Source organism: Variovorax sp. CCNWLW225 (genome assembly GCF_037204045.1).
Lineage (GTDB): Bacteria > Pseudomonadota > Gammaproteobacteria > Burkholderiales > Burkholderiaceae_C > Variovorax.
The window spans coordinates 55,362-74,000 of record NZ_JBBCBV010000009.1; the positions used below are offsets into that span (position 1 = coordinate 55,362).

The 18,639-nt window shown below is 67.2% G+C and carries 16 protein-coding genes; 1 reads left to right on the plus strand and 15 read right to left on the minus strand.

Going from position 1 to position 18,639, the window contains the following annotated elements; all coding sequences use genetic code 11:
- The first annotated feature begins 4 nt into the window (after positions 1-4).
- Positions 5-553, plus strand: a complete 549-nt coding sequence (ruvC, locus tag V9L20_RS16270; protein ID WP_157612051.1) for a crossover junction endodeoxyribonuclease RuvC — start codon at positions 5-7, stop codon at positions 551-553.
- 52 nt (positions 554-605) lie between these two features.
- On the opposite strand, the gene V9L20_RS16275 is transcribed toward ruvC, so the two are convergent.
- The 15 genes from V9L20_RS16275 to ftsL all read right to left on the minus strand — a co-directional run bounded on the left by V9L20_RS16275 (position 606) and on the right by ftsL (position 18,639).
- Positions 606-782 carry a hypothetical protein gene (locus tag V9L20_RS16275; RefSeq protein ID WP_165442064.1) on the minus strand — a complete coding sequence of 59 codons (177 nt, stop codon included), beginning with the start codon at positions 780-782 and terminating at the stop codon, positions 606-608.
- Between the two features lie 32 nt (positions 783-814).
- The gene (gene lpxC / locus V9L20_RS16280; RefSeq protein WP_258504050.1) at positions 815-1,738 is read right to left on the minus strand and encodes a UDP-3-O-acyl-N-acetylglucosamine deacetylase; all 924 of its coding nucleotides are present in this window, start codon (positions 1,736-1,738) and stop codon (positions 815-817) included.
- Positions 1,739-1,941: 203 nt separating this feature from the next.
- Positions 1,942-3,162 carry a cell division protein FtsZ gene (ftsZ, locus tag V9L20_RS16285; protein WP_337297379.1) on the minus strand — a complete coding sequence of 407 codons (1,221 nt, stop codon included), beginning with the start codon at positions 3,160-3,162 and terminating at the stop codon, positions 1,942-1,944.
- 170 nt (positions 3,163-3,332) lie between these two features.
- Positions 3,333-4,562, minus strand: a complete 1,230-nt coding sequence (gene ftsA, locus V9L20_RS16290) for a cell division protein FtsA (protein WP_007832444.1) — start codon at positions 4,560-4,562, stop codon at positions 3,333-3,335.
- A 23-nt stretch (positions 4,563-4,585) separates the two neighbouring features.
- Positions 4,586-5,374, minus strand: a complete 789-nt coding sequence (locus V9L20_RS16295) for a cell division protein FtsQ/DivIB (protein WP_258504048.1) — start codon at positions 5,372-5,374, stop codon at positions 4,586-4,588.
- Positions 5,375-5,376: 2 nt separating this feature from the next.
- Entirely contained in the window at positions 5,377-6,348 is a 972-nt protein-coding gene (locus V9L20_RS16300) for a D-alanine--D-alanine ligase (RefSeq protein WP_337297380.1), read from the minus strand.
- Positions 6,345-7,787 (minus strand): UDP-N-acetylmuramate--L-alanine ligase, encoded by a 1,443-nt coding sequence (gene murC / locus V9L20_RS16305; RefSeq protein WP_337297381.1) that lies wholly within the window; start codon positions 7,785-7,787, stop codon positions 6,345-6,347. Before murC ends, V9L20_RS16300 begins: the two co-directional genes overlap by 4 nt.
- Positions 7,784-8,848: an undecaprenyldiphospho-muramoylpentapeptide beta-N-acetylglucosaminyltransferase gene (gene murG, locus V9L20_RS16310; RefSeq protein ID WP_337297382.1), complete on the minus strand. Its 1,065-nt coding sequence runs from the start codon at positions 8,846-8,848 to the stop codon at positions 7,784-7,786. The genes murC and murG overlap by 4 nt, the downstream gene beginning before the upstream one ends.
- Entirely contained in the window at positions 8,845-10,143 is a 1,299-nt protein-coding gene (ftsW, locus tag V9L20_RS16315; RefSeq protein ID WP_443098592.1) for a putative lipid II flippase FtsW, read from the minus strand. Before ftsW ends, murG begins: the two co-directional genes overlap by 4 nt.
- Positions 10,140-12,344 carry a UDP-N-acetylmuramoyl-L-alanine--D-glutamate ligase gene (gene murD / locus V9L20_RS16320; RefSeq protein ID WP_337297383.1) on the minus strand — a complete coding sequence of 735 codons (2,205 nt, stop codon included), beginning with the start codon at positions 12,342-12,344 and terminating at the stop codon, positions 10,140-10,142. Before murD ends, ftsW begins: the two co-directional genes overlap by 4 nt.
- Before the next feature lie 7 nt (positions 12,345-12,351).
- Positions 12,352-13,530 carry a phospho-N-acetylmuramoyl-pentapeptide-transferase gene (gene mraY, locus V9L20_RS16325; protein ID WP_258504042.1) on the minus strand — a complete coding sequence of 393 codons (1,179 nt, stop codon included), beginning with the start codon at positions 13,528-13,530 and terminating at the stop codon, positions 12,352-12,354.
- Between the two features lie 15 nt (positions 13,531-13,545).
- Positions 13,546-14,970 (minus strand): UDP-N-acetylmuramoyl-tripeptide--D-alanyl-D-alanine ligase, encoded by a 1,425-nt coding sequence (locus V9L20_RS16330; RefSeq protein WP_443098594.1) that lies wholly within the window; start codon positions 14,968-14,970, stop codon positions 13,546-13,548.
- A gap of 8 nt (positions 14,971-14,978) precedes the next feature.
- On the minus strand, positions 14,979-16,541 hold the full coding sequence (locus V9L20_RS16335; protein WP_337297385.1) for a UDP-N-acetylmuramoyl-L-alanyl-D-glutamate--2,6-diaminopimelate ligase: 1,563 nt from the start codon (positions 16,539-16,541) through the stop codon (positions 14,979-14,981).
- A 2-nt stretch (positions 16,542-16,543) separates the two neighbouring features.
- Entirely contained in the window at positions 16,544-18,292 is a 1,749-nt protein-coding gene (locus tag V9L20_RS16340) for a peptidoglycan D,D-transpeptidase FtsI family protein (protein WP_337297386.1), read from the minus strand.
- Positions 18,289-18,639: a cell division protein FtsL gene (gene ftsL, locus V9L20_RS16345; protein ID WP_337297387.1), complete on the minus strand. Its 351-nt coding sequence runs from the start codon at positions 18,637-18,639 to the stop codon at positions 18,289-18,291. Before ftsL ends, V9L20_RS16340 begins: the two co-directional genes overlap by 4 nt.

An 18,639-nucleotide genomic window follows, 5' to 3' on the forward strand; every position in this document is an offset into this window, starting at 1 on the left:
CCACATGCGCATTCTCGGCATCGACCCCGGCCTTCTCACTACCGGCTTCGGCGTGGTGGATGCGGACGGCCACGCGCTGCGCTACGTGGCAAGCGGCACCATCAGCACGCGGCACCTGGGCAGCGGCAACCTGCCGGCGCGCCTCAAGGTGCTGTTCGACGGCATCGCCGAAATCGCCGAACGCTACCAGCCCGACGCTTCGGCGGTCGAAATCATTTTCGTCAACGTCAACCCGCAGTCGACACTGCTGCTCGGCCAGGCGCGCGGCGCCTGCGTGACCTCGCTGGTGAACAGCAAGCTCACGGTGGCCGAATACACCGCGCTGCAAATGAAGAAGGCCGTGGCGGGGCACGGCCAGGCTGCCAAGGCACAGGTACAAGAGATGGTGAAGCGCCTGCTCGATCTGCCGGGCCTGCCGGGCGCCGACGCAGCCGACGCGCTGGGCATTGCCATCACGCATGCGCAGGTGGGCCGTTCGATGGCACGGCTGGCCGAAGCGGCCGAGCTGTCGAAAACGCACGCCGGCACCTACCGGCAAGGCCGCTCCAGGTAACGCTGTTCAGGCGCCCGTCAACGGCGCGGTGCGAGCCTAGCCCGCTACCAGGCTAGGCCACGCGCTCCGCAATCAGCACCGCAAAGAAACCGAACGCCGCGAGCAGCGTCCACTTGAGCACGATCCAACCGAAGCGCCGGTACTTGACCTGCCCGGTTCCGGCATAGAACGCGAACGACACGCCCGCCACCAGCAGAAGCAGCAGGATGGCCCAGCGGAAGACAAGCATTGCGTGAAACGAGGAACTGAAGAACCGGCCTGCTACCAGGCCCGCGCCACTTCGCCGAAACCGCGCGGTGCGCGCTTCTCGTCTTCGAAAGTCACGACCTCGTAGGCATCGCTATTCGCCAGCAGTTCGCGCAGCAGCTTGTTGTTGAGCGCGTGGCCCGACCGGAACGCGGTATACGCGGCCAGCAGCGGCTTGCCGATGATGTACAGGTCGCCCATCGCATCAAGAATCTTGTGCTTCACGAACTCGTCGTCGTAGCGCAGCCCGCCGGCATTGAGCACCTTGGTGTCGTCCATCACGATGGCGTTGTCCAGCCCGCCGCCGAGCGCCAGGCCCTTGCTGCGCATGTACTCGACTTCCTTCGTGAAGCCGAAGGTGCGGGCGCGTGCAATGTCGCGGCTGTAGGAATCCTTGCCGAGGTCGAACTCCACGCGCTGGCCGGTGGAGTTGACCACGCGATGGTCGAAGTCGATCTCGAAGCTCAGCTTGTAGCCGTGGTACGGCTCAAGGCTCGCCCACTTCTCGTTGGCGCCCTCGCCTTCGCGCACCTCGACCTTGCGGGTTACGCGAATGAAGCGGCGCGGCGCCTTCTGCAGCTCGATGCCCGCGCTTTGCAGCAAGAACACGAACGACGAGGCCGATCCGTCGAGGATCGGCACTTCGTCGGCCGTGATGTCGATGTAGAGGTTGTCGATGCCCAGGCCTGCGCAGGCCGACATCAGGTGTTCGACCGTCTGCACTTTCGCGCCGCCAGTAGAAACGGTGGAAGCCAGGCGCGTGTCGGTCACCGCCTCGGCGGTCATGCGGATGTCGACCGGCTCGGGCAGGTCGACGCGCCGGAACACGATGCCCGTGTCCGACGGAGCCGGGCGCAGCGTGAGCTCCACGCGCTGTCCGCTGTGAAGCCCCACGCCCACGGCGCGGCTGATCGACTTGAGAGTTCTTTGTTGCAGCACGCCCGCGATTTTAGGCGGGCGACGGGCATGGCGGCCTATGCCCCTCGCTATGGCACCGATAGACATAGGTTCTATTTCAAGCGGGGCGATGGACGCAAAGGGCACGAAGCGAACGCAGCGCCTAGGGCGGCGGAAGTCCCTTTCAGGTCTTCCCCGTACCCCTTGCGAACCTTCGTGCCCTCTGCGTTCGGTGGCCCCCGGCCTCAGTCAGCCTGACGGCGCAGGAATGCGGGGATCTCGAAGTCGTCCATGCCGCCCGAAGACAGCGCGTCCACCTTGGCCGCGGCCATTGTGCGGTTGGTACGCCACACGCTGGGAACCGCCATGCCGTCGTAGTTGGGCTGGCTCACGCCGTGGCCGCCGTGGCCTGCATGGCCCGTGCCGCCGAGCGTGGGCACGTTGAACGGGATGTTGTCGGTGCCGGTACGAATCACTTCGAGCGTCGGTGCCTGGCGGCGTGCGTCGGCGCGCGAGAGGCCGGTGGCCACCACGGTCACGCGCATTTCGTCGCCCAGGCTCTCGTCGTAGGCGGCGCCGTAGATCACGTGCGCATCGGGCGAGGCGTAGGCGCGGATGGTGTTCATCGCGAGCTTCGACTCGTTCAGCTTCAGCGAACCCTTCGACGCGGTCACCAGCACCAGCACGCCCTTGGCACCCGAGAGGTCGATGCCTTCGAGCAGCGGGCAGGCCACGGCCTGTTCGGCGGCGATGCGGGCGCGGTCCGGGCCGGCAGCGGCTGCGGTGCCCATCATGGCCTTGCCTGGCTCGCCCATCACGGTGCGCACGTCTTCGAAGTCGACGTTCACGCCGCCGTACTCGTTGATGATTTCCGAGATGCCGCCCACGGCGTTCTTCAGCACGTCGTTCGCATGCGCGAAGGCTTCGTCCTGGGTGATGTCCTCGCCCAGCACGTCGAGCAGCTTCTCGTTGAGCACCACGATCAGCGAGTCGACATTCGCCTCGAGCTCGACCAGGCCGGCGTCGGCGTTGGTCATGCGGCGACCGCCTTCCCAGTCGAAGGGCTTGGTCACCACACCCACGGTGAGGATGCCCATTTCCTTTGCCACGCGTGCAATCACGGGGGCGGCGCCGGTACCGGTGCCGCCGCCCATGCCGGCCGTGATGAAGAGCATGTGCGCGCCGTCGATGGCGGCGCGGATGTCGTCCACCGCGGCTTCGGCCGCGTCACGGCCCTTGTCGGGCTTGCTGCCCGCGCCCAGGCCGCTCGTGCCCAGCTGGATGATCTTGTGTGCGTTGCTGCGCTGGAGCGCTTGCGCGTCGGTGTTGGCGCAGACGAACTGAACGCCCTGCACGCCGCGCTCCATCATGTGAGCGACGGCATTGCCGCCACCGCCGCCCACTCCGATCACCTTGATCTGAGTGCCTTGGTTGAATTCTTCGACTTCGATCATTTCGATGGTCATTTCTAACTCCTTGAATTTTGCAGTTGCCGTTGTGTATCTATGAATTTTTCTGGTGTCTTGACGAGTTCAACGTAGCCGTCGTCGCGGCGGTGGACCTGTGCGCCGCCATCGCTCGTTGAAATGCAATGGGGGGCCGCCGCGTGCGAGCCAGAGTGGGGAGTGATTCATGCTTAGAAGTTCCCCACGATGAAGTCCTTGAAACGTCCGAACGCAGTCTTTACGGATCCGTTCTTCTGCGCGACCTTGAAGCCGCGCATGCGTGCGAAGCGTGCTTCTTCGAGCAAACCCATCACGGTGGCGGCGCGCGGCTGCGCGACCATGTCGGACAGCGCGCTCGAGTACTTCGGAATGCCGCGCCGCACCGGCTTCAGGAAGATGTCTTCGCCGAGCTCGACCATGCCTGGCATCACGGCGCTGCCGCCCGTGAGCACCACGCCCGACGACAGCACCTCTTCGTAGCCCGACTCGCGCACCACCTGCTGCACGAGCGAAAAGATTTCTTCGATGCGCGGCTCGATCACGCCGGCCAGTGCCTGCTTGCTCAGCATGCGCGGGCCGCGGTCGCCGAGGCCAGGCACTTCCACCTGTGTGTCGGGGTCCGCCAGAAGCTGCTTGGCATAGCCGTTCTCGACCTTGATGTCTTCCGCGTCCTTGGTGGGCGTGCGCAGCGCCATGGCGATGTCGCTGGTGATCAGGTCGCCCGCGATCGGAATCACGGCCGTGTGGCGAATCGCGCCGTTGGTGAAGATGGCCACGTCGGTCGTGCCCGCGCCAATGTCCACCAGCACCACGCCAAGCTCGCGCTCGTCTTCGGTCAGCACCGCCTGGCTCGAGGCCAGCGGGTTCAGCATCAGCTGGTCGACCTCCAGGCCGCAGCGGCGCACGCACTTGATGATGTTCTCAGCCGCGCTCTGCGCACCGGTCACGATGTGCACCTTGGCTTCGAGCCGCATGCCGCTCATGCCGATCGGCTCCTTCACGTCCTGGCCGTCGATCACGAACTCCTGCGGCTCCACCAGCAACAGGCGCTGGTCGCTCGAAATGTTGATGGCGCGCGCGGTTTCCACCACGCGGGCCACGTCGGCGGGCGTCACTTCCTTGTCCTTCACGGCCACCATGCCGCTCGAGTTGATGCCGCGGATGTGGCTGCCGGTAATGCCCGTGTAGACGCGGCTGATCTTGCAGTCGGCCATCAGCTCGGCCTCTTTCAGGGCCTGCTGGATGCTCTGCACGGTGGCGTCGATGTTCACCACCACGCCGCGCTTCAGGCCGTTGCTCGGCGCAATGCCGAGCCCGGCCAGCTTGAGTTCACCGCCGGGCAGCACCTCGGCCACCACCACCATCACCTTGGCGGTGCCGATGTCGAGTCCGACAACGAGGTCTTTGTATTCTTTGGGCATTGAATGTCCTCGGTATTCGCTATTTACTTCTTCTTGGTCTTCGGGTCGGTAACGACCGTGGTGACGCCACGAAGGCGCAACGCATAGGCATCGTTGTGGCGCAGATCGGCCCCTTCGACGTCCGCCGCGGTGCGGTGGTATTGGCCCGCGACCTGGGTCACGGTTTTCAGGAAACGCTGCGCACGGGCGGCCACCTCTTCGGGCTGCCCGCGGCCAAGCTCGATCTCGGCGCCGCTGTTCAGCACCACCTTCCAGCTGCCCCGGCTCGAAAGCGTGAGCTCGTCGACGCTGAAGTCGTAGGGCTGGAAGATCGGCGCAATCACGCGGTACATGCCCAGCACCTGCCCGGCCTGCTCGATGGGACCGTCGAGCCGCGGCAGGCGGTCGTCCACCTCGGCCACGTTGGCTTCGAACACGTCGCCAAAGCTGTTGATCAGCTTCGAGCCTGCTTCGTCGCCCCAGTTGGCCACGGGCACCTGCTCGGTCAGGGTGACGCGCAGCTTGTTCGGAAACTCGCGCCGCACCACCGCCTTGCGCACCCAGGGCACCGACTCGAAGGCCGTTCTTGCACGGGCGAGATCGACCGTGAAGAAGTTGCCCGAGAGCTGTGGCGCCACGTTGGCGCGCAGGGTCACTTCGTTGTTGTGCGTCACGTCGCCGTCGACCTTGATGCCGGCAATGGGAAAGAACGGCTGCCGCAGCACCCACCATGCGCCCGCCGCAAGCAGCATGAGCGCCACCACCGCGAACGCGAGGTTCGAGACGATGTTCATGAGCTTGACGTCGAACGGCGCCTGGATGCTGTCGGCCATGGCTATTGCGTTCCCCCTGTGGAGTCCAGCGAAGCCGAGGCCAGCACGCGCAGGCACAGGTCTTCGTAGGCAATGCCCGATGCGCGCGCCGACATCGGCACCAGCGAGTGGCTGGTCATGCCGGGCGAGGTGTTCATCTCGAGCAGGAAGGGCTTGCGGTCGCTCGCGCGAATCATCACGTCGGCACGGCCCCAGCCGCGGCAACCGAGCGTGTGGTACGCGGCCAGCGTGATGCGCTGGATCTCGCGCTCCTCGGCTTCGGCGAGGCCGCTCGGGCAGTGGTACTTCACGTCGTCGGTGAAATACTTGTTCTGGTAGTCGTAGGCGCCTTCGGGTGCGGCAATGCGCACCACGGGCAGCGCGCGCGCATCGAGCCCCTGGCCGAGCACGGCGCAGGTCACTTCCTCGCCCTCGATGAATTCCTCGCACAACACATCGGCGTCGTATTTGGCCGAAAGCGCCACGGCGTCCTGCATCTGCGAGTAGCCCTCGACCTTGGTCACGCCGATGGACGAGCCCTCGCGCGGTGGCTTCACGATCAGCGGCAGGCCCAGCACGTCGGGCACGGCGCGAATCTGTTCGCGGCTTTGCTGGTCGAAAGCCAGGCGCACGTATTTCGGCGTCGGCAGCCCATCGGCCTGCCAGATGCGCTTGGTCATGACCTTGTCCATGGCCACGCTGGAAGCCATCACGCCCGAGCCGGTATAGGGAATGCCGAGCAGCTCGAGCGCGCCCTGCACCGTGCCGTCTTCGCCATGCCGCCCGTGCAGCGCAATGAAGCAGCGCGCAAAGCCGTCGCGCCGAAGCTCGACCAGATCGCGCTCCGACGGATCGAAGGCATGCGCATCGACGCCGCGCGAGCGCAGGGCCTCGAGCACGCCGTTGCCCGACATGAGGGAAATTTCTCGCTCGGCGGAGCTTCCGCCGAACAGCACGGCCACCTTGCCGAATTGCTTTGGATCTTGAAGAGTCATTGGGTAACCTCCGCGCCGCGCGCTGCGGTGGCAAGTTCGACCACCTTGCCGGGCACCGCGCCGATGGAGCCCGCGCCCATGCAAAGCACCACGTCGCCGGCGCGCGCGTTGTCCGCAATGGCCTGCGGCATGGCGTTGATGTCGTCCACGAACACCGGCTCCACCTTGCCTGCCACGCGCAGGGCACGCGCCAGCGAGCGGCCGTCGGCGGCCACGATGGGCGGCTCGCCGGCGGCGTACACCTCGCCCAGCAGCACCGCGTCGGCATTGCCGATGACCTTGACGAAGTCTTCGAAGCAGTCGCGCGTGCGGGTGTAACGGTGCGGCTGAAAGGCCAGCACCAGCCGGCGGCCCGGGAAGGCGCCGCGCGCGGCGGCAATGGTCGCGGCCATCTCGACCGGGTGATGGCCGTAGTCGTCAATCACGGTGAAGGTGCCCGGCGCATCCACGCCGGCCTGCCCCTGCACGGCCACGTCGCCGTAGCTCTGGAAGCGGCGCCCCACGCCCTTGAAGTCGGCCAGCCCGCGCTGCACCGCTTCGTCGGGAATACCGAGCTCCACCGCCACCGCGATCACCGAGAGCGCGTTGCGCACGTTGTGCTCGCCCGGCAGGTTCAGCACGATGGGCAGGTCGGGCAGCGTGACGCCATTGCGGCGCTGCGCCGTGAAATGCATCTGCGCGCCCACGGCGCGCACGTCGACCGCGCGCACCTGGGCGCCTTCGTCGAAACCGTAGCTGGTGACCGGGCAGGTGACCTCGCCCACGATGTCGCGCACCGCCGGATCGTCGGTGCACAAGATGGCCACGCCGTAGAACGGCATGCGGTGCAGGAAGTCGACGAACGCCTTCTTGAGCTTCGCGAAGTCGTGCCCGTAGGTTTCCATGTGGTCGGCATCGATGTTCGTGACCACCGCCATCACCGGCAGCAGGTTCAGGAACGAAGCGTCCGACTCATCGGCCTCCACCACGATGTAGTCGCCGCTGCCGAGCTGTGCATTAGCGCCGGCGCTGTTCAGGCGGCCGCCGATCACGAAGGTCGGGTCGAGCCCGGCGGCTTCGAGCACGCTCGCCACCAGGCTGGTGGTGGTGGTCTTGCCGTGCGTGCCGGCAATCGCGATGCCCTGCTTCAGGCGCATCAGCTCGGCCAGCATCATGGCGCGCGGCACCACGGGAATGCGCTTCTCGCGCGCGGCGAGCACCTCGGGGTTGTCGGACTGCACCGCCGTGGAGGTCACGACGGCGTCGGCGCCCTCGATGTGCGCGGCCGCGTGGCCCACGAAGGTACCGATGCCCAGGCTCGCGAGCCGGCGCAGCGTGGCGCTGTCCGCCAGGTCGGAGCCCGTGATGCGGTAGCCCAGGTTCAGCAGCACTTCGGCAATGCCGCTCATGCCCGAGCCGCCGACGCCCACGAAGTGAATATGACGAATCGCGTGCTTCATTTGGCAAGCTCCTCGCAGGCGCGGACGACCGCGTCGACGGCTTCGGTCTTCTGCATGGTTTTGGCCTTGGCGGCCTTTTCGATCAGCGCGGTGCGCTCGGTTTTCTGTAGCAAGTCAGCCAGCAATTCAGGAGTGAGGTCGGTCTGCTGCACCAGCCAGCCGCCGCCCGCATCGACGAGGAAGCGCGCGTTGGTGGTCTGGTGGTCGTCGACCGCCGAAGGAAAAGGCACGAACAGCGCTGCTGCGCCGACGGCCGCGATTTCTGTGACGGTGCTGGCCCCTGCACGCGCGACGATGATGTCGGCGTCGGCATAGGCCTGCGCGGTGTCTTCGATGAACGGCGTGAGCTCGCCTTCCACGCCGGCGGCGGCGTAGTTGGCGCGCAGCTCGTCGATCTGCCTGGCGCCGCTCTGGTGCAGCACCGTGGGGCGCGTGCCCGGCTCGATGCGCGCGAGCGCCTGCGGCACCACGGCATTGAGCGCCTTGGCGCCCAGGCTGCCGCCGACCACCAAGAGCCGCAGCGGCCCGCTGCGGCCCGCAAAGCGCACGGCCGGCGCGGGCTGAGAGGTGAACGCCGCGCGCAGCGGGTTGCCCACCCACTGCGCCTTCTTCAGCACATTGGGAAAAGCAGTGAACACCCGATCGGCCACGCCCGCGAGCACCTTGTTGGCAAGGCCCGCGACCGAGTTCTGTTCGTGCAGCACCAGCGGCTTGTTGAGCAGCACGCTCATCATTCCGCCCGGGAAGGTGATGTAGCCGCCCAGGCCCACCACCACGTCGGGCTTGACGCGGCGCACCACGCCAAGGCTCTGCCAGAAAGCCCGCAGGAGCCGCAGCGGCAGCAGGAACAGCGTGAGCGGCCCCTTCCCGCGCACGCCGCCGAACTGGACCGGCTCGAAAGCGAAGCCGCGCGGCGGCACCAGTTTTTCTTCCATGCTGCCGGGCGCGCCCAGCCAGTGCACGCGCCAGCCGCGCTCGCGCAGGGCCTCGGCCACCGCGAGTCCCGGAAAGATGTGGCCGCCCGTGCCGCCGGCCATGACGAGTGCTGTGCGGCCTGTCATATGCGGCCTCCACGCATCAGCACACGATTCTCATAATCGATTCGCAGCACTACCGCCAGAGCCACCAGGTTCATCAGGATGGCCGAACCGCCAAAGCTCATCAGCGGCAAGGTCAGCCCCTTGGTCGGCAGCGCGCCGAGGTTCACGCCCATGTTGATGAAGGCCTGGAAGCCGATCCACACGCCCACGCCCTGCGCCACGAGCCCCGAGAACACGCGGTCGAGTGCAATCGCCTGGCGGCCGATATGCATGATGCGGCGGGTCAGCCAGAGGAACAGGCCGATGATCAGCAGCACGCCGACCAGGCCGAACTCCTCGCCGATCACGGCCAGCAGGAAGTCGGTGTGCGCCTCGGGCAGCCAGTGCAGCTTTTCGACGCTGCCGCCCAGCCCCACGCCGAAGATCTCGCCGCGGCCGATGGCAATGAGCGAATGCGAGAGCTGGTAGCCCTTGCCCAGCGCATGCTCCTCGCTCCACGGGTCGAGGTACGCAAAGATGCGCTCGCGCCGCCACGGGCTGCTGGCCACGATCGTGCCGAAGGCCACCACCACCAGCGCGGCAATGACGAAGAACATGCGCGCGTTCACGCCGCCCAGGAACAGGATGCCCATGGCAATGACGGCAATCACCATGAAGGCGCCCATGTCGGGCTCGGCCATCACCAGCATGCCGACCACCACCACCGCAATGCCCATCGGCAGCACCGCGCGGAAGAATCGCTCCTTGATCTCCATCTTGCGCACCATGTAGCTGGCCGCATAGAACACCATTGCGAGCTTGGCGAGTTCGGACGGCTGAAAGCGCATGAAGCCCAGCGGCAGCCAGCGCCGCGCGCCGTTCACGTTGATGCCGATGTGCGGAATGAGCACCGCCACCAGCAGCAGCAGCGAGGCCACGAAGAGCCAGGGCGCGGAGCGCTCCCAGGTCTTCATGGGAATCTGGAAGGCCAGCAGCGCCGCGATGAACGCCACCGCCACCGACGCCGCATGCCGCGTGAGAAAGAACACCGGACCGTAGCCCGCACGTGCGAAGCGCGGGTTGTCCGGTAGCGCAATGGAGGCTGAGTACACCATCACCAGGCCCCAGGTGAGCAGCGCGACGGTGACCCAGACCAGTGCCTGGTCGAAGCCCAGCACACGCATTGGCGTGGCCTTGGTCTGCGTGACGCCGGCGCCGCCCAGCCGCACCGGCAGGTGCATGGGCAAGGCGTCGATGCCGCTGCGCGCGCGCCCGAACCAGCCACCGAAACGGCTGGGCTTGGCGTTGGGCGTGGCGCCGGCGGCTGTGGTGTTCAAACCGGGTCTCCCGAGGAAAAGTCGGAATCGTTCGACGAGTCAGATTCGCGGGGGTTGTCCGCGAGCGTCTGCACGGCCTCGCGGAACACCGCCGCGCGGTGTTCGTAGTCCTTGAACATGTCGAAGCTCGCACAAGCCGGTGACAGCAGCACGGCATCGCCGGGATTGGCGCGCGCGGCGGCCAGGTTGACGGCTTCTTCCATCGAGCCCGCATGCATCAGCGAGACGCCGGTGGAGGCCAGCGCCTGCTCGATGAGCGGTGCGTCGCGGCCGATAAGCACCACAGCGCGCGCGTACTGGCGTACCGGTTCGGCCAGCGGTTCGAAGTCTTGTCCCTTGCCTTCGCCGCCGAGGATGACGACCACGCGCCGGTCTTCGCCCAGGCCGCTCAGGGCGGCGGCCGTGGCACCGACGTTGGTGCCCTTGCTGTCGTCGAAATACTCGACATCGTCCACCAGCGCGATCGGCTCGACCCGGTGCGGCTCGCCGCGGTATTCGCGCAAGCCGTAGAGCATGGGGCCGAGCGGGCAATCGGCGGCGCTGGCGAGCGCGAGCGCGGCCAATGCGTTCATGGCGTTGTGCCGCCCGCGGATGCGCAAGGCGTCCGCAGGCATCAGGCGCTGAAGGAAGATCTCTTCTTCCACCACCGCGCCGCGCTTGCGCTTTTGCGTTTCGTCGGCTTCCAACGCGCGCACCAGCCAGGCCATGCCGTTGACGCGCTCGATGCCGTAGTCGCCCGGGCGCAGTGGCATCGCGCTGCCGAAGGTAATGTGCGTGCGGGTCTGCGGACGCTGCAGCTTCACCCTGACGGGCGCGGGCAACATCCCCATCACGCCCGGGTCGTCGCGGTTCAGCACCATGAGGCCCTGCGCGCCGAAGATGCGCGCCTTCGCAGCCGCGTACGCGGGCATGTCGCCGTGCCAGTCGAGATGGTCCTGCGTGAGGTTGAGCACAGTTGCGGCCGTGGGCTCGAAGCCCTGCACGCCGTCGAGCTGGAAGCTCGAGAGTTCGAGCACCCACACGTCGGGCAGCGTCTCGGCGTCGATGTGTGCAGCCAGCGTGTCGAGCAGCGTCGGGCCGATGTTGCCCGCCACCGCCACGGTCTTGCCCGCGCGCTCGACCAGCTGGCCCGTGAGCGCGGTGACGGTGGTCTTGCCGTTGGTGCCGGTGATGGCAAGCACGGCGGGCGTGTAGCCCTTCGGTGCCGGCGGCTCTTCGATCGGCACTAGGGGGAGCTGGGCCGTCGGCTCTTCCTCGACGGCGGCGGAAGCCGGGTTGGAGGCGGCGAGCTCGGCAATCTTGGCGACGAATTCGGCGGCTTCCCTGGCTGCGGTAGGCACGTAGGGCTTGCCGGTGCTCGGCAGCCTCGAAACGGTAGCGGGCGCCGGCGATGCGGCGGTCGCTTCAGGTGTTTCTGCGTTCGGCGTTTCTGCGTTCGGCGCTTCGTCCGAAGGCGGCGAAACAGGAATGCTCAGAGAAGGATCGCGCGGCATGGCTTCCGCCATGGCGGGGGTTGCCGCAGGCTCGCCTTCGGTGGCCGCCTCGGCCGGCGCTTCCGTTGGCTCGGGTGTTGCCGGCGCTTCGGTTGTGCTCGTTGCTTCGGTGGGTTCGACTGCCGAAGCGGTCTCTGCAGCTTCAGGCGCTTGCGCAGCAGCTTCGACCTGCCCGGTCGATTCCGGCACTTCGGCCGCTTCAGAAGCTTCCGCCTCGACAGGTGCGGCTGCCGGCGGTTCCACCTCCAAGGCCAATTCGGCCTGCGCCTCAGGCTCCGCAACTTCCACGGGTACTTCCGCAGCGGGCTCGGCTTCGGCCGGCGCTTCCACTTCGGGCTCCGCTTCCACGACCGGCACTTCGACCGTTCGCAAATCCTGCAGCGCGCGCGCAAAGAGGTCGAGCTCGCCGCCGACCGGCAGCCCCACGGCGCGCGCCGCATCGGCGACCGGCGCGATGGTCGCAGGCGACAGCCCCGGGGAACGGTAGACGGCCCGGATCGGCGTGCCTTCGATCAGCGCGGCCGAGAACGGCCCGCCGACGAACGCCACGTCGGGCAGCTCCGCCTGCAGCGTTGCAAGCAGCGCGGGCGCCTCGCGCGTATCGGCCACAGTCACCTGCGCGCCGTGGCGTGCGCACCAGCGCGCCATCGCCAGCCCGGACGCACCGAGGCCGAGGATCAATACGGGGAGGTCTTTCAGGTGTCGCATGTGCCCGTTACCGCAGCTTCAGCGTTGAAAGACCCACGAGGCACAGCAGCATCGTGATGATCCAGAAGCGCACCACGACCTGCGTCTCGCGCCAGCCGCTCTTCTCGAAGTGGTGGTGCAGTGGCGCCATCTTGAGCACGCGCCGGCCCTCGCCGTAGCGCTTCTTGGTGTACTTGAAGTACATGACCTGGGCCATCACCGAGATCGCCTCGACCACGAAGATGCCGCCCATGATGAAGAACACGATCTCCTGGCGCACGATGACCGCGATGGTGCCCAGCGCGCCGCCGAGCGCCAGCGCGCCCACGTCGCCCATGAAGACCTGCGCCGGATGGGTGTTGAACCAGAGAAACGCCAGCCCCGCACCGGCCATGGCCGAGCAGAACACCAGCAGCTCGCCCGAGCCCGGAATGTTGGGAAACAGCAGGTACTTGGAATACACGGCGCTGCCGGTGACATAGGCGAACACGCCCAGCGCCGAGCCCACCATCACCACCGGCATGATCGCCAGGCCGTCCAGGCCGTCTGTCAGGTTGACGGCATTGCTTGCGCCCACGATCACCAGGTAGGTCAGCACCACAAAGCCGATACCGCCGAGCGGATAGCTCACTTCCTTGAAGAACGGCACCAGCAGGTTGATCTTCGGCGGAAAGTCGAGATCGAAACCCGACTGCACCCAGGCGAAGAACAGCTGCAGCACGCGCCAGTTGGAGCTTTCCGAAATGCTGAAGAGCAGGTAGAAGCCGGCGATCAGGCCGACCACCGACTGCCAGAAATACTTCTCGCGCGAGCGCATGCCTTCCGGGTCCTTGCGCACCACCTTGCGCCAGTCGTCGACCCAGCCGATGGCGCCGAAGCCCATCGTCACCCACAGCACGATCCAGACGAAGCGGTTCGACAGGTCGAACCACAGCAGCGTGGCAAAGGCGATGGCAAACAGCACCAGCACGCCGCCCATGGTGGGCGTGCCGCTCTTGGTCAGGTGCGTTTCCATGCCGTAGCCGCGCACCGGCTGGCCGATCTTGAGCGCGGCCAGGCGGCGGATCACATACGGGCCGGCGACCAGGCCGACCACCAGCGCCGTGAGCGCGGCCATCAGCGCACGGAAGGTGAGGTACTGAAAAACGCGCAAAAACCCGAATTCGGGCGAGAGTGTTTGCAGCCATTGGGCCAGGCTCATCAGCATGTTGTCTTGCGCGGCTCATGCGTCATGACCGGCCTCCTTTTGTTGTTGTCGTGATTGCTCGATGGCCTGCACCACCCGCTCCATCTTCATGAAGCGCGAGCCCTTGACCAGCACGCTCCCGACCTGCGGCAAGCGCGCGAGCACGGCGGCGTTGAGCGCATCGATCTCCGCGAAGTGCCGGCCATCGCTGCCGCTGCTTCCACCGCCGAATGCGGCAATGCTGTGCGCCGTTTCGGCACCCAGCGCGTACACGGCCTCGATGCCGCGCTGCCGCGCCCAGTCGCCCACCTCGGTATGAAATTCGAATGCGTGGTCGCCCACCTCGCCCATGTCTCCCAGCACCAGCAGGCGCGGGCCAGGCAGCGCCGCGAGCACGTCGATGGCGGCGCGCACGGAATCGGGATTGGCGTTGTAGGTGTCGTCCACAAGCGTGAGCGAATGCCCGCCGGGCAGCACGACCTCGCTCGCCTTGGAACGGCCCTTCACCGGTTCGAATTTGGTGAGGCCCGCTGCAATGGTTTCGAGCGAAACCCCGGCCGCAAGCGCGCAGGCGGTGGCCGCCAGCGCATTGACGACGTTGTGCCGGCCCGCAATGTGCAGGCTCGCATCGAAGTCTCCCAGCGGCGTGCGAATGCCGACCTGCCAGGCGCCATGCCCCCAGTCGGCACGGACCAGCGAAATATCGGCATCCGGCTGCTCGCCGAAGGTCATGCAGCGGGGCGATGCGCCGTCACGTGCCATGTCGTTCCACAGCGGAGTGAACTCGTCGGCATGCGGGAACACGGCGGTGCCACCCTCTGGCAAGAAGGAAAACACCGCACCGTTTTCGCGCGCCACCGCATCGACGGTGGCCATGAACTCGAGGTGTTCACGCTGGGCGTTGTTCACCAGCGCAATGGTCGGGCGCGCAATGGCGGCCAGGCGCGCAATCTCGCCCGGGTGGTTCATGCCCAGCTCGACCACCGCATGCTGGTGCTTGGCCCGCAGGCGAAGCAGCGTCAGGGGCACGCCGATCTCGTTGTTGAAATTGCCGGCCGTCGCCAAGGCACGGTCGGCCCTGAAGGCGACCAGGATGGCCGCGATCATTTGCGTGACGGTGGTCTTGCCGTTGCTGCCGGTCACGGCAATGAGCGGCAGATCGAACTGTGCGCGCCAGCGCGCGCCCAGCGCACCGAGCGCCGCGAGGGAATCGGGCACCTCGAGACCGGCCAGTCCGGCAGTCTCCAGCCCATGGTGCGCAATGGCGGCCACGGCACCGTGCGCCTTGGCGTCGGCCAGGAATTCATTGGCGTCGAAGCGCTCGCCCTTGAGCGCCACGAACAGGTCGCCCTGCGACAGCGTGCGGGTGTCGGTGTGAACGCGGGCAATCGCGGTCCCGGGGTCGCCCACCAGGCGCGAGCCGGGAATCCACTGCTGCGCCTGGGCCAGCGTGAGCATCATGGCGTCGCTCATGCGGCACCTCGCTGGGCGAGCGCGTCTTGCGCGTGGATGCGGTCGGAGAACGGAATGCGCTGGCCGGCAATTTCCTGCCAGGCTTCATGGCCCTTGCCGGCGATGAGCACCACGTCTTGCGGCGCGGCCTGCGCAATGGCGTCGGCAATGGCGGCCGCCCGGTCGGGCTGCACCTGGGCCGCTTCGGGGCGCGAGAGGCCGAGCAGCACCTGGCTGATGATCGCGTCGGGGTTCTCGCTGCGCGGGTTGTCGCTGGTCACGATCACGCGGTCGGCCTGGCGCTCGGCCACCGCCGCCATCATCGGCCGCTTGATCGGGTCGCGGTCGCCGCCGCAGCCGAACAGGCACCAGAGCGCGCCGCCGCGCTGCTGAGCGAGCGGGCGCAAGCCGGCCAGCGCCTTGTCGAGCGCGTCGGGCGTGTGGGCGTAGTCGACCACCGCCAGCGGCCCGCCCGCACCGGCACTCACCCGCTCCATGCGGCCCGGCACGCTGCCGAGATTCGCGCAAGCCGCCACGGCCTCCGCGAGCGTAAGACCCAACGCGCGCAGCGTGCCCAGCACGCCCAGCAGGTTGGCCACGTTGTACTGGCCGATCAGTCCGGTGGAGATGCGCTCGACGGCATCGGTGCCGTGCTCGGCCACCGAGAACTGAAGCCCCTGCGCGTCGTAGCCCACGTCGCGCGCCATCAACCGCGCCGGAGAACCGGCGGCCGAAACGGTCCACACGTCGAGAGCGCCGACACCGGCTTCGATCAGGTTGGCGCACAGGCTCGCGCCGTGCACGTCGTCGATGTTGATCACCGCGGCGCGCAATCCGGGCCAGCGGAACAACTCGGCCTTGGCTTGCCAGTAGGCCTCCATGCTGCCGTGGTAGTCGAGGTGGTCCTGCGTGAAGTTGGTGAACACGGCCACGGCAATACGCGCGCCGTCGAGCCGGCGCTCGGCAATGCCGATCGACGATGCCTCGATGGCGCAGGCGCCGAAACCGCGTTCGACCAGCGCGCGCAGTTCGCGCTGCATCATTACCGGGTCGGGCGTGGTGAGGCCGGTGTAGGTGAGCTCCGGCGGCACGCCGATGCCCAGCGTGCCCATGACCGCGCAGGGCGACGGTGCGCAACGCTCGGTGCTGCCGTCGAGCCGGAGAGTGCGAACGCCGCCAGGCACGGTCAAGGTGGACAGCGCTTCGGCCAGCCACCATGCGGTCGATGTCTTGCCGTTGGTGCCGGTAACGGCCAGCAATTCGAGGGCGGCCGAGGGGTTGCCGTAGAACGCGGAAGCGATCGGGCCCGTCGCGGCCTTGAGGCCCGGATAGCTTGCGATGCGGTCGCTGAATTCGCCTTGGTCGAAGCCGAAAGCTTCCACGCCTTCGTGCTCGACCAGGCAGGCTGCAGCCCCTTGCGCCAGTGCGGCCGCCACGTGCTTGCGCCCGTCGGTCGCCGCACCGGGCCAGGCGATGAAACCGTCGCCGGCGCCCACCGGCCGGCTGTCCGCATGCAGCGCACCCTGCACGCGCTCCTGGAGCCAGAGCGCGGCGAGCTGGGGGGAAGTGAGTGTCAGCATGCTCAGAAGCTCTCGTCGACGCCTTGCGTCACCACCAGGGGTTTGACCGCGAGATCGGGCGCAACGTTCATCATGCGCAGGGTCTGCTGCACGACTTCGCTGAAAACAGGCGCGGCGGCCACGCCGCCGAAGTACTGGCCGTCGCTCGGCTCGTCGATCATCACGCCGACGATGATGCGCGGCTTTTCGATGGGCGCCATGCCGGTGAACCACGCGCGATATTTGTTGCTTGCGTAACCTTTGCCAACCTGTTTGTGCGCCGTGCCCGACTTGCCGCCGACCGAATAGCCGATGGTCTGCGCGCGCGTGCCGGTGCCGCCCGGCCCTGCGGCCATCTGCAGCATCTTGCGCACCGCCAGCGCGTTCGAAGGCGAGAACACCCGCACGCCCGCTGGCGGCTCGTTGCTCTTGAGAATGGTGACCGGAATGATCGCGCCGTCGTGCGCGAAGGCTGTGTACGAATGCGCCATTTGAAACAGCGACGCCGACAAGCCATAGCCGTAGGCCATGGTGGCTTGCTCGACCGGCTTCCAGGTCTTCCAGGGGCGCAGCCGCCCGGTCACCGCCCCGGGAAACTGGATCTGCGGCTTCTGGCCGTAGCCGAGCGCGGTGTAGGTGTCCCACATTTCGTGCGGAGACATCTTCTGCGCGATCTTCAGCGCACCGACGTTGCTCGACTTCTGGATCACGCCTTCGACCGTGAGCGTGCCGTAGTTGTGCGTGTCGCTGATGGTGAAGCCGCCCATTTGGTAGCGGCCTGGCGAGGTTTCGATGAGCGTGGACGGCTTCACGCGGCCGGCCTCCAGCGCCATGGCCACGGTGATCGGCTTCATGGTCGAGCCGGGCTCGAAGGTGTCGGTGAGCGCGCGGTTGCGCAGCTGTTCGCCGGTGAGGTTCTGGCGCTTGTCGGGCACGTAGCTCGGGTAGTTGGCCAGCGCCAGCACTTCGCCGGTCACGGCGTCGAGCACCACCACGCTGCCGGCCTTGGCACGGCGCGCCGTCACGGCGTCGCGCAGCTTTTGATAGGCGAAGAACTGCACCTTGCTGTCGACGCTGAGCTGGATGTCCTTGCCGTCGACCGGCGGCACCTGCTCGCCCACGCCCTCGACCACGCGGCCCAGGCGGTCCTTGATGACGCGGCGCGAGCCGGCCTTGCCGGCCAGCTCCTTGTTGAAGGAAAGCTCGATGCCTTCCTGCCCGTTGTCTTCGACGTTGGTGAAGCCCACCACGTGCGCGGCAGCCTCGCCCTCGGGGTACTGGCGCTTGTATTCCTTGCGCTGGTAGATGCCCTTGAGGTTGAGCGCGGCAATCTGCTTGGCAATGGGCTCGTCGACCTGGCGCTTGATCCAGACGAAGGTCTTGTCTTCGTCCTCGAGCTTCTTGTCGAACTCCTTCTGCGGCATTTCGAGCAGCTTGGCCACCTGCTTGAGCTTGGCGCGCACCTCGGGATCGTCGCGCTCGATGTCTTCCGGAATGGCCCAGATGCTGGGCGCCACCACGCTGGAAGCCAGGATGAGCCCATTGCGGTCGAGAATGCGCCCGCGGTTGGCCGGCAGCTCCAGCGTGCGCGCAAAGCGCACTTCGCCCTGCCGCTGGAAGAAGCTGTTGTTGAAGACCTGCACGTACGCAGCCCGGCCCGCCAGCACGACGAAGCCGAGCGCAATGCCGGCGACGATGAACTTGCTGCGCCAGACCGGCGTCTTGCTCGCGAGCAAGGGGCTGGTGGTGTAGCGGACGCTGCGGCGGCTCATCGCTGGGGCCTCGCTGCGGTGGGCTTTGGCGCGGGGCCGGTCGGCGGCGCGGGCGGCGGGGCCACCACGGCCGGAATGACCGTGCCATCGGGCCGCACGTACTGCGTGATGGCCGGCGTGGTGGTGCGCATCTGAAGCTGTTCCTTGGCGAGCTTTTCAACGCGCAGCGGCGTGGCCTGGGCGCGCTTTTCCACTTGCAGCCGGTCGTGGTCGAGCTCGAGGCGACGCGCTTCCTGCTGCGAACGGTCGAGCTCGGTGTACAGCTGGCGCGACAGGTACTGCGTGTGCACAAGGTACAGCGCCGTCGCAACGACGGCCAGCAGCAGGAGCAGGTTGAGGCGGGCCAT

What these genes read in the sequence shown, in the direction of transcription:
- ruvC (WP_157612051.1), top strand. Translation starts at nt 5, where the DNA reads ATGCGCATTCTCGGCATCGACCCCGGCCTTCTCACTACCGGCTTCGGC.
- V9L20_RS16275 (WP_165442064.1), bottom strand. Translation starts at nt 782, where the DNA reads ATGCTTGTCTTCCGCTGGGCCATCCTGCTGCTTCTGCTGGTGGCGGGC.
- ftsZ (WP_337297379.1), bottom strand. Translation starts at nt 3,162, where the DNA reads ATGACCATCGAAATGATCGAAGTCGAAGAATTCAACCAAGGCACTCAG.
- ftsA (WP_007832444.1), bottom strand. Translation starts at nt 4,562, where the DNA reads ATGCCCAAAGAATACAAAGACCTCGTTGTCGGACTCGACATCGGCACC.
- V9L20_RS16295 (WP_258504048.1), bottom strand. Translation starts at nt 5,374, where the DNA reads ATGGCCGACAGCATCCAGGCGCCGTTCGACGTCAAGCTCATGAACATC.
- V9L20_RS16300 (WP_337297380.1), bottom strand. Translation starts at nt 6,348, where the DNA reads ATGACTCTTCAAGATCCAAAGCAATTCGGCAAGGTGGCCGTGCTGTTC.
- murC (WP_337297381.1), bottom strand. Translation starts at nt 7,787, where the DNA reads ATGAAGCACGCGATTCGTCATATTCACTTCGTGGGCGTCGGCGGCTCG.
- murG (WP_337297382.1), bottom strand. Translation starts at nt 8,848, where the DNA reads ATGACAGGCCGCACAGCACTCGTCATGGCCGGCGGCACGGGCGGCCAC.
- murD (WP_337297383.1), bottom strand. Translation starts at nt 12,344, where the DNA reads ATGCGACACCTGAAAGACCTCCCCGTATTGATCCTCGGCCTCGGTGCG.
- mraY (WP_258504042.1), bottom strand. Translation starts at nt 13,530, where the DNA reads ATGCTGATGAGCCTGGCCCAATGGCTGCAAACACTCTCGCCCGAATTC.
- V9L20_RS16330 (WP_443098594.1), bottom strand. Translation starts at nt 14,970, where the DNA reads ATGATGCTCACGCTGGCCCAGGCGCAGCAGTGGATTCCCGGCTCGCGC.
- V9L20_RS16335 (WP_337297385.1), bottom strand. Translation starts at nt 16,541, where the DNA reads ATGCTGACACTCACTTCCCCCCAGCTCGCCGCGCTCTGGCTCCAGGAG.
- V9L20_RS16340 (WP_337297386.1), bottom strand. Translation starts at nt 18,292, where the DNA reads ATGAGCCGCCGCAGCGTCCGCTACACCACCAGCCCCTTGCTCGCGAGC.
- ftsL (WP_337297387.1), bottom strand. Translation starts at nt 18,639, where the DNA reads ATGGCCCGCCTCAACCTGCTCCTGCTGCTGGCCGTCGTTGCGACGGCG.